The sequence below is a fragment of the Pseudonocardia sp. ICBG1142 genome, from assembly GCF_020496255.1.
GTDB lineage: Bacteria > Actinomycetota > Actinomycetes > Mycobacteriales > Pseudonocardiaceae > Pseudonocardia.
Map to the genome: position 1 here is coordinate 108,100 of NZ_JAHLJC010000007.1, position 9,905 is coordinate 118,004.

Consider the following 9,905-nt stretch of genomic DNA (forward strand, 5'->3'; position numbering starts at 1 on the left):
TCTCAGCCGCCGGAGACCTGCGCATGCTGATGTGACAACTCAGCAATAGCTGCGTCCACTTCGCTCGTGTCGTCAGCGTCGTCGCGTTGGAGTTCCAGCTTCACGCGACGGCGCGCGCCTTCGGACATCGCGAGATCGTTCATCGCGGACATGACCGAGTGGAACAACTGACCGGAGAACCGGTTATCTCGCAGAGACCGCGTCAACGCGTCGCACACGTAGCAGAGGATCGCGATGTCGGACTGCTCGTAGAATCGGGCCTGACCGGATTCACGTGCGGCTCGATACAGTTCGCGCGCACGCGGGTGCCACGCGGGGTCCGGCTTGTGCCACACGGGCTCAGCACCGGCGGGAGCCTTCTGCACGAGCTTGTCTTCGGCGGTGTGATGGCCGTGCTTCTGTTCGGTGCGCTTGGGCACGGGAGCCATGATGGTAAAGACCTCTCGTCAGCGTGGTTCGAACTCGATCGCGACTGAGCCGTTGCGGCCCTTGAGATCGATGTCGATGTCAAGAAACTCGGTGCCGTCGGGGATTTCACGCCACACGCGGCTTGCATTACGGAACACGGTGGGACCCCAGATAGGGCCTGTGCCCGGCGGCGGTCCGTCGTTGGGTGCGTTCTTTTGGAACGCGACCTGCATGGTTCCACCGAGTTCACCGGTGATCGAGACGAATGCTCGCTTGAACAGCGCTGATGTGGAGCCGACCATCGCAGGCACCCGCAGATAATTCTTGCCGTGTGTCAGTTCTCGTTCGATCATCACGGGTTTGACCTTCTTTGACGTCGGTGTCGATGCTGCCGAGGCATCAGCGCCCCGCATCAGTGCGAGTACATCGGCGCGCATGCGGGCCATGTCGTAGCTTCTACCGGGTCCGCAACCGGGGTCCCATTTGCCGGTGATACTGGATTCCAGGTGGCCCCGGCACCACTCGGCGTTCGGCCGGTGAAGCAGTTGCGAGATGACGGTGCCGAGTTCAATCGCGGACCTATATTGCGCGTCGGACATCGGCGTGTTGCCGGGGTACACGATTTCGTGGCCCCACACGAACTTGTTGAACGCGCGCGTCACCGGCAGCGGGCCCATGGCTCTACCGCCGGAGGCACCTGCGTGGTTCGCCGGATGCGCCGCGATCACGGTGACGGAGCCGTCAGCGTTGCCGGACGTGTTGCACAAGGGCCCCGGGAGTCCCGGTCGGCCGTTCCAGAGCACCTGAGGCGGTGTCACGGATGCTGGCGTCGCCGTGTGGTGCCAGATGAGTCCCTGGTAGTCGCTCGTCTGGCCGTTGCCACGGCGCTCGTAGCCCGGCTACACGTGCACCGTGACGGCTCGCGCACGGAGGGCCGCTATGACGCGGTTGGCGAAGTCGACGCTCATGCGTCGTACCCACGCGGCGAAGCGTCGACGGCGCCGATGACCATGACGCCGTCGTCGTGCTCGTCGTGATGAATGTGGACGTGCGCGTCATCGTCGCCGACGCAGTCGCGCAAGTGTTCGCGGACGTGGGCCTCGGTCGCCTCAAGCGCAGTGTCGAGACCGTCGACGCCATCGGGCACGAAGCGCTCGTAGCGGATCACGAGCAATCAGCTCCTCATCGAGGCTTATTCAGGGTGATCATGAAGTGCGGTGTTTCTCCAGGTCGGGACCGCAGCGAGGTAGCCCGCCAGGCGGCCCTGAATAAGCCTCATCGTGGGCTGGAGTGCCAGGATTCGAACCTGGACTATCCGTTTTAGAGACGGAGGAGCTGCCGGTTACTCAACACTCCACCAGTATGCTACGCACAGTAACAATCGGTAACAGTAAGCGACTTTTCACATGGGTGCGAAATGAGAGCCTATGCACACCGTTTTATGTTTATACTTAAAGGGGTTAACCCCCCCCAGTCACTAGTAAATAGGAATACAACTAAACACGCGCGCGGGCGCGTAATTCACTATGGAGCGCGCGACGGATGCGCAACAGAATCGCGATACTTGCGGCGTTGACGGCCCGCGAAAGCCTCACGTTGCGTCTTCTCCGTATGACACGTATCACAGATCGCGCCGAGGTTCGACGGCGCATCGGTGCCGCCGGAACGCCGGTTGACGATGTGGTCCACGGAGCGCACGCGGCGTGTCGTCGCGCACACATAGCACGTGTACGCGTCGCGACGAAGTATCTACGCGCGCACACGCTACGGAAGCGGAGCGCCGTATCTGCGACGTGCGTCGAGCCAGGTCATAAGCTGAAAGGGGCCGAAGTGTGAGACATAGAACGTGGTGCGCGCCCGTCATTGAGACCATCAATCAGCAGGGAGCAAGAGGGCTCGACCGGAAACTGATTGCCCTGAACATGGTCCCGGAGCCGCGAGCGCGCACCACGTAAGTTCATTTTAAGGGGCCCGAATCGACATGGTCGAATCACCCCCTCACTTAAGTATTCCTTGAATAAGAGAAGTCACCGGGCTCCACGGAAAGCAGCTCACGCAAGTACTTCCGAGCCGTGCGCCACAAAGTATGAATACGATTCCGATTAACACCGTACAAGTCTGCGATTGCTTGTTCCGACAATTGTGCACGGAATAGAAGGTCCACGACAGCCGCACACGGTTCGCCACAATCGGCCGCCACCGACGCGACGAGCTGACGCCAACGATCGGAACGCGTGACGACAGACTCCGGACACACGAGGTCCACCCGAGACCACATCGGCAGCCAGTCATCGTGGCCCGAGAGCTCTGTCGGCTCACCGCGATCGGCGACGAGTGCACGCACATCGGCCAACGCGAGCTTCGCAGCCCGCCGCGAGGCCTAGCCAACAGACACATTGTGAACGTCTGGATCGTACCAACGCGACATGCGTTCCAACGTCCGCGACAACACGTCCGGCTCGTCCATCGGCGCAAAGCGGCACACGTGGCGCACCGTCTTACGTATCGCACCGAACTCGTCGTGGCCAATATCCCGCCAGTACATGACGATGGGTTCCGCGTTCAGGTAGCAGTTCAGGTAACGACGAGCTCTAAGTGAAGACTACCACAGCGCGGCGCAAGGATCGAGCCCCCGGACGGCCTCGATGACCCCAGGACTACATCACGGCTCATGAGCTCAAGCTACTAAGTAGATCTGACAGATCCACTTAGCCGGTTCGTCAGTACAGCTCCGACCACCGGTGAGCTGGCCGGGAACATGCGGCTTCAAACCGAATCGGCTGGCCACGGTCGCCCGGTGGTGCCCACTCGAAACAGAACGCCCGCTCGATCTCCGCACACACGTCGGCAACGTCGGCTTCCGGTATTTCCCAGACGGCTTCATCGTGCACGAGCGCTCGTGTCATCCGTTGAATGTCCAACGGCATCCGGATCGCGGCGGCCTCGAACAGTACGTCCCGCGCGGTGCCTTGGCCATACAGCGCAGGTGCCTGTGTATGTGACCGGTCGACAACCGGTCGCATCCGACGACCGAAACCGTTGTCGAGTAGATTACCGGACTCGGCCTCTTCACGCACCTCGCGCTTCCATTGGGCAAGTCTCGGGAACTGAGTCGCGATCGTGTCCACGACACGTTGGGCTTCGTTTCTGCGAACACCCGCGCTGTCGGCGAGCTTCAGAACACCCATCGAGTAGTTGACGCCGTGAGAGATGATCTTCGCGGTCTTGCGATACCGCGCGGGGTCACTGTCATATGTGGCGTCGCCGTAGGCCATGCGGGCCACGACCTCGTGCGCGTCGACGCCGGGTTCAAACAGCTTCGCATACTCACGATCGCCACTGTGAGCTGCGACACATCGAGCATCTACTTGCGACAGGTCCGCAGACACCAACACGTGACCCGGTGACGCAACAAACACGTCCCGCTCGTGTTTGCCGAGCACCGTGAGTCCTGGACGCGTCACCGACGTACGACCGGACGCCTGGAACAACGTGATCCGTGGATGCACGCGACCGTCATCGTGCACGTACGTGTCCACCGTGTCATAGACACTGCGCACGCCGACAAGCGCACCGATCGCCTCACACAGGCCCGAAGACTGCGGATACTGCGACGCGATGTCGGCCAACGCGTCAGCTGAGAACGACGGTTCGCCGGTCGGCGTCAGCGGTAAATACTGCTCATGGACGCCCAGATTCTCGAACGCCGCGACCAGTGCACGTTTACCGGCCGCCGTCGCGTGTGGCGCCGCCGCAGGCTCGCCGGTGCTCGTCACCGTGGGCACATCGTGCTCACGGATGAGCCAGTTCACCAGTTGCGTGCGACGATGAGCAGCCTCTGCGACACGGTGACGCAAACGGTCCTGGTCCACGAGCAGACCCACGGACTGCACCTGCGAACACACGGCATGCACTCGGTGCTCCCGCCACAGATACTCGTCGTCGGGCACCAGCGGGACGAGTTTCCGATACAACGACTCCACGGCCAACACGTCGCCGCGCAGGTACTCCAGATACTCCGGATCATCGACCGGTATGCCGCCGAAACCACCGTGTAAAAGCGACAGCTCCAGCAAGTCACCGGTTTTACCTGCGAGCCCGTGCGCGCGTGTCGCCGCAGCCAGCGAATAGCGACTACGTGACGCGTGAGCGGCATCGGACGGGTCCACCAGGGACGCCGCGATCATCGTGTCAAAAACACGCCGGTCACGGGTCCATGACAGCACGTCGAAGCCGAGCGCTGGCACATCGAACGACACCACATTATGGCCAACGAGCAGCGACGACGTCGACACGAGACGCCGGAACGACTCATACGAGTTCGACACCGTGTACTGATGATCACGTGAGAGGCCGCCGAGTCGAAAGAACACGTCCGGCGGCATCGTGAACCGGCTGCGAGCGTCGTGACTCTCGATGTCCACGAACACGGGCGAACAGGTTCCGCTCACGTGTGAACCTTAGCACACGTGGCGGCCGACACGAAGTCTGAAGCAATGTCAGGACCAACTCGGCACAGGATGGTGGCGGCCATGAGCCGGGACCTCGCGGAGGTCATGACGGGTGTCGACGCAGATCGAACTGCCGCTGAACCGTACGTGTGGCGGACCCACGTGACATCACGTGGGTCCGCCACATGTGTTCACAGTTCGATGGTCTCCGTGTGCGTGAACGAGTGGTCACGCCAGGCACCTGCGAGCCTCATGCGTCGCTCGTACTCGTTGTACGTGACGCGTTCGGTACCGCGCTCGTCGTGCTGTGGCGTCACGCGGTAGTCCGGGTTCACGCGACCGTCGGCGAGCAAACCGATCGACACGGTCCTGTCGTCGGTGTCGACGTGGTGCGCATGGGCCGCGAGCACCTGAGCGCGCCACCGGCGCCCGTACACGTACCGGGTGCCGGTCCGCTTGTGCTCACGTGCGCCGATCGCGCGTGCGAACGACTTGTAGGCGCCCGTGCGCTGCTGTCGACCGTCCGCGTGGCACCACGTCAGCCACGCGGACCACACGTCGCGTGCGTGCACGTACACGTCGTCGTCGTCGACGCGCGTCAGCGTGTCGGCGGCGAACTCGGCGATCGCGTGCGCGATGGTGCCAGGTTTCGGCTTCACGTCGCTGTGTGTGACGACCGACCGTATCGGTTCCACGGCTGGCTGCGTGACCGGTTGCTGTGGTTGCTGCAGTTCGCTGCCATTATCAGCGCTGTAGCTGTTCTGTATAGCGTCGGCACTATACAACTCCTCTCTCTCTACGTTCTTGCTGATGCCGGTTTCAACTGCATCAACTGCAGCAACCTCCTCAATAGCTAGGTGACCAGCGGTTTCGTCTGCTGCAGTTGACTCCGTGGGAGTGTCGTCAACTGCAGCGCCAACTGCAGCACTCGGCTTGAGTCGACAGCCTCGGAGCAGCGAGACGCACGTCTGGCCGCCGTGACGGCCCCGAGCAAGCTCAAGTGCTGCAGTTGAACCTCCGCGTGCTGCAGTTGCCGCTCGGAGCTCCCGGCTGAATCTGGCGTACTTCGGGGACCGGATAATGTCACTCTGTGTAGCCAACCAGAGTTGCCACCGGTCCCAGACGAGCTTCGTCGGAAGCTCGTCGTTCGGGTCGCCGGTGATCTCCAGCGACTCGTCGGCGAACCGCAGCAGCGGCTCCGAGTCCTCGCGGGACTCACGTGTCGCCTCGCGCACGGCGTCCGGCGTACCAAGGCCCGTTCGCAGGTACTCGTGGAGCCCGCGCACGAGCCAGGCGAGCACTCCGGATGACTCCGTGTCGATGATCCGCTGAGCCAGCAGCGGGTCCTCGCGACCTTCAAACGACTGTTCGAACGGCACCTGATCGCATCGAGACCAGAACGCGTGCTCCCCGGAGCCCACGTTGGGCGCGTGGTTACTCGTCATCACCAATGTGTGCGACGGCTCGAAGTTCCACTCGTCTTCTCGCATGCGTCGCGCGGTGAGCCGGTCGCCGCCGGTGAGCTCCTTGACGCGCGACACGTCCCATCGAGCGTCTCGGTCGAGTTCCTGGGCCACCGCGAGCCGACGACCGTACAGCGATGCGACCGCCGTGAGATGGCCCTCGTGGCGGCTCAAGGTCAGCAGTTCCTTGTTGACGCCGGTGGCGTACTCGCCGAACACCGCACTGATGATCTTCACGAGCACCGATTTGCCGTTGCGTCCGGTGCCGGTGAGCACCGCGAACTTGTGCTCGCGCACGTCGCCGAGCAGCGCGCAACCGAACAGCCGCGCCAAGTACGACCTGATGTCGGCATCGGGTTGCACCTCACGCAGGAACCGGTCGAACTGCGGACACGTGGCATCCGGTCGATACTCCACGGGACTCTGTTGCGTGATCAGGTCCGCCGGATCGTGTGCGCGTAGCTGTCCCGTGGTCAGCTCGATCGTGCCGTTGGCGACGTTGAACAAGTTGCTGTCGCTGTTGAACTCGCCGCCGTGGACCTGCGTTGCGTCGGTGCGCCGCACGTGATCCAGCGCGCTGGACACACGCGAGGCCGCGTGGAGCCATGACGTGGCATCGGTCTTCGTGCCGTCGGCACGCTGTTGATACGCGTTCACGTCACGGATCGTCTGTTGCGTGAGCTTCTGGGCAATATCGTGTCCGCCCACGGAGTCCCATCGGCCGTCGGCGTAGCTGAACCAGCGCTGCTGATCAATCGCGTACCGGAGCCGGTCGCCGTGTCTACGGATGACTTCGTCGCAGAGCTCCAGATCAGTTGCGCGCAACTGAACGTGGTCGCCGTCGCGTTCGGTGCTGATTTTCGCCCGTGCGCCCGCGAGTGCTCTGTCGAACTCGTCGCAACCAGTGTCGCGGTCGATCACCGTCGCGTACGTGCGCTTGAGCTTCCGCAACGAGTCCGTCGACGCGTTGAGCGCGCACAGTCGCATCACCGACGAGACCATGGCGTCGTAGTGCGAACGTCCGTTCGTGTTGTGCTGTTCGCTGATCGCGTCCGCGAGGGCCTTGTCAGCCTTCGACGTGGGGTCCCCGGCCAGTCGCTGGAGCCACCGTGGCGGCAGCATCGGCAGCTCACACGTCGCAGGCGCCATGTCGCACGCGTTCGAGTGCGCGTCGTACCAGCGGTACTGGGACCCGCTCGGATGAGTGCTGGGCTCCGCGACCAGGTACCGGTGCTGGGGCCTGATCACGTCGATGGACGTGCTGAGCGCACCGGACACGTGGGACCAGTCGAACTCGTCGGGCACGCGGTACACGCGAATGCCACTGCGTGTGGGCTCCGATCGAGAGCTACTGATCCACGTGGGTGGCAGCCCGCCGAGCTCTGCTTGAAGCTTCTCCAGTTCGTCGGCGCCGTGCTTGTCGCCGTAGTCGTCGACGTCGATGCCGACCACGTTCGACGGGAGTCCCAGTGCGATGTTGTGCCAAGCCTCATCGCGGGTCCACGCGTCGACGTCGGCCTCAGTGACGGCCTTGCGCTGGTATCCGGTGAAGCCTTTCGGTGGCGGGAACTTCTTGTGCGGTGGCAGCGGCATCGGGTACCAGCCGCGCTTCAGGTACTCGCACGCGTACGAGCCCATGTCGGTGTCCACGGTATCGACTCCGTTAATGATAATAGTGTTCGATAACAGAAGACCCCGGGGGCCTCAAGTGGTCCACGGGGTCTCGACGCACGTGCGGGCAGCATTCATCGCCGCTGCACGTGAGCTGCGTAGATACAGCTCTCGTCTACGGGCCAGTGTGCCACAGACTCGCGGCTACCACAGGGGGCTAGACACGACGCAGGCACCTGGTTACAGTCGTCGTCATGGCGCGTGCTACGGGGCGCGCCTAGCCCTGACAGTGTCTTTGCCGACGGGCTTTCCCGTGTGTGTAACGCTTATATGGAGCCGCTGATATGTCGTTGCTTGCTGCCATGGACGACGGACCGGATGAGCCGGAGTTCACGTCGTTTCGACCCGAACAGCCCGGCGAATCGGTGGAAGGCACCGTCGTCACCGTGTCGTCGACGACGAGCGACTACACGTCGACGCCGGTGCCCGTGGTGACCGTGCGGACCGACGACGGTGAACTCCGTCAGATTCGCGGCTATCACTCGCATCTGAACGCGGAGCTATCGCGGCTGCCGCTGCTGACCGGCGACCGGCTCGCAGTGCGGTTCGACGGTCGCAAGAAGACCCGCGACGGTGCGCACAAGTTCTGCATGTACACGGTGCGGCACCGGTCGTCGAACGCTAGCTGAATCCTTCCGATACGAGCCGGGACCATACACGCGTATGGTCCCGGCTTTTGTTTATTCATACTGAGGTATCCATCGATATGGACACGCAACGTGCCATGACGGTCACAGACAGTGATGGCCTCCGCATCTATGTGCATCCCACGACCGGCGAGCGGTTCCGATCGGTGACGTCGGTGCTCGCTGCCGCCGCGAAACCGGCACTCGAACGGTGGAAGACCCGCACGATCGCCCAGTACGCAGCCGACAACAGGTCTATGCTGGCCACGAAGTCCGCAGTCGACGCGTTCGAACTCATACGATCGAGCCAGTACACGACGACCGGCGGCGCTGCTGCGACCGGCACCATGGTCCACACGCGCGTGGAATCGCTGCTGCGCGGTGACCCGGTGCCCGACGATCCGTCGCTGTCGTACGTCGACCGCGCGTACCAGGAACTCACCGACGAGTTCGACGTCGAGCCGCTGTTGATCGAGTCGACCTTGGTCAACCGCACGGTCGGTTACGCGGGCTCAGCGGACCTCGTCGCACGTATAAGACCCCGTGCGACACGCGCACGCGAGTGGTCCACGGCGGTCATCGATCTCAAGACCGGTAAATCGGTGTACGGGTCCATGGCGCTTCAGCTCACCGCGTACGCCGACGCAGAGCACGTGTTGACCGTCGACGGCGCCGAACGCGAGATGCCCCGCGTCGACGCGTGCTATGTGTGGCACCTGCGACCGCGTTCGTGGTCGCTGCGACCGATGCGCTACGACGCGCACACACGTCGCAGCTTCACAGCACTCGTCGACGTCGACCGGTGGCTGCGCACCGAACGCGACGCCGTCGGCGCGCCAGTGAACGCTGCGGCCATCGCACGACAGCGTGTGAGCGCGTGAGCGTCGCGGGCATCGATCCATCGCTGACGAGCACCGGTGTCGCGGTGATCTCGGGCTTGACTACACCGGTATCAACAACGGTGTAGTCAAGCCCGTCAGCGTGGCTCTCGGTGGAACCACCGTTGCGGGACCTCGCGCGAATCCGCGACATCGTGGACCGCGTCGATGCTCTCGTCGACGGCTGTGAGAGGGCCTGTATCGAGTCGCTGCCTTTTGCTCGCAAGACAGGTAAATACGTGGAACGGGCCCACTTGTTCTACGCGCTCATCGACAGGCTCACTGTTCGCGGTCTCCGCGTGGAGACCGCGACACCGTCCGAGCTGAAACGTTTTGCCACGGGTCGAGGTACCGCGTCGAAAAGCGACGTCATCAACGCGGTGCGTAAGCAATTCGGTGACGATGTGT

8 protein-coding genes and 1 pseudogene are annotated in these 9,905 nt (G+C 63.0%); 3 read left to right on the top strand and 6 right to left on the bottom strand.

Annotation, left to right across the window (positions count from 1 at the left end):
- Window positions 1-2: 2 nt before the first annotated feature.
- From KPL59_RS10780 to KPL59_RS10805, 6 genes and pseudogenes are all read right to left on the bottom strand, one after another.
- Window positions 3-419, bottom strand: coding sequence for a hypothetical protein (locus tag KPL59_RS10780; protein ID WP_226351346.1), 417 nt, complete (start codon window positions 417-419; stop codon window positions 3-5).
- A gap of 27 nt (window positions 420-446) precedes the next feature.
- Window positions 447-1,259, bottom strand: a pseudogene (locus KPL59_RS10785) (N-acetylmuramoyl-L-alanine amidase); the annotation flags it as partial.
- A 113-nt stretch (window positions 1,260-1,372) separates the two neighbouring features.
- Window positions 1,373-1,576, bottom strand: a complete 204-nt coding sequence (locus tag KPL59_RS10790) for a hypothetical protein (RefSeq protein ID WP_226360658.1) — start codon at window positions 1,574-1,576, stop codon at window positions 1,373-1,375.
- Window positions 1,577-1,932: 356 nt separating this feature from the next.
- Window positions 1,933-2,127, bottom strand: a complete 195-nt coding sequence (locus KPL59_RS37530) for an HNH endonuclease (RefSeq protein WP_226351344.1) — start codon at window positions 2,125-2,127, stop codon at window positions 1,933-1,935.
- Window positions 2,128-3,128: 1,001 nt separating this feature from the next.
- A complete protein-coding gene (locus KPL59_RS10800; RefSeq protein ID WP_226360659.1) occupies window positions 3,129-4,859 on the bottom strand; it encodes a DNA polymerase in 1,731 nt (576 codons plus the stop codon).
- Window positions 4,860-5,050: 191 nt separating this feature from the next.
- Window positions 5,051-7,972, bottom strand: a complete 2,922-nt coding sequence (locus tag KPL59_RS10805; protein ID WP_226360729.1) for a phage/plasmid primase, P4 family — start codon at window positions 7,970-7,972, stop codon at window positions 5,051-5,053.
- A gap of 323 nt (window positions 7,973-8,295) precedes the next feature.
- Between KPL59_RS10805 and KPL59_RS10810 the strand changes: the two genes are divergently transcribed.
- From KPL59_RS10810 to KPL59_RS10820, 3 genes are all read left to right on the top strand, one after another.
- Window positions 8,296-8,622 (top strand): hypothetical protein, encoded by a 327-nt coding sequence (locus KPL59_RS10810; protein ID WP_226360730.1) that lies wholly within the window; start codon window positions 8,296-8,298, stop codon window positions 8,620-8,622.
- Window positions 8,623-8,717: 95 nt separating this feature from the next.
- Window positions 8,718-9,500 carry a hypothetical protein gene (locus KPL59_RS10815; RefSeq protein ID WP_226351340.1) on the top strand — a complete coding sequence of 261 codons (783 nt, stop codon included), beginning with the start codon at window positions 8,718-8,720 and terminating at the stop codon, window positions 9,498-9,500.
- A 110-nt stretch (window positions 9,501-9,610) separates the two neighbouring features.
- On the top strand, window positions 9,611-9,905 hold a 295-nt coding region (locus KPL59_RS10820; protein WP_226351339.1), incomplete at its 3' end, for a hypothetical protein.